Annotated in this window: 1 protein-coding gene; it reads right to left on the bottom strand. The window is 64.8% G+C overall.

Annotated features, from left to right (window positions below; all coding sequences use genetic code 11):
- A partial coding sequence (locus P1K30_RS23825; protein ID WP_275635233.1) for a calcium-binding protein occupies positions 1–580 on the bottom strand: 580 nt, incomplete at both ends.

Genomic DNA, 580 nt, shown 5'->3' with positions numbered 1-580 from the left:
CCCCGCCAAGGATCGTGTCCAGCCCGTAACGGGTCCCTGTGATGGTATCGTCGCCTGCGCCGCCATCGATCAGCACCGCCGTGTCGGTAGCGACATTGCTGTTCCGCGAAATGGTATCGGCACCATCGCCGCCGTTTACAACGATGCCGGCACCGGACTGGCTGCCGAAATAGATTAGATCCTGCCCGATCCCACCGTCGAAATAGGTGCCATAGCCCGACAGGGTGTCGTCGCCGTCGCCGCCAGAGAAGCTGTTCGCATCGGTCGAAGAACTATAGTCCGTGATGCTGTCGTTCCCGGCACCACCTTCCAGCGTATCGTCGCCGGTCCCGCCATCGATCGTGTCGTTCCCGGCGTCGCCGACCACGCTGTCGTTGCCGCCCCCCCCGTTCAGAAAATCGGCTCCTGCGCCGCCGATCAGGGTATCGTCGCCGGCGTCGCCGTTCAGGACATCCGCATCGTCACCGCCGTCAAGGCTGTCGGCACCCTCGCCCCCCTGAAGCGTGTCGTCCCCAAGACCGCCAAGGATCGTGTCGTCGCCGTCCCCGCCCAAACCAAGGTCAGCCCCGTCACCGGCTTC

Origin of the sequence: Psychromarinibacter halotolerans (genome assembly GCF_029168315.1) — a bacterium.
In the GTDB taxonomy this organism is placed as follows: Bacteria; Pseudomonadota; Alphaproteobacteria; order Rhodobacterales; family Rhodobacteraceae; genus Psychromarinibacter; species Psychromarinibacter halotolerans.
This window is presented reverse-complemented; position numbering and strand designations above follow the sequence as displayed.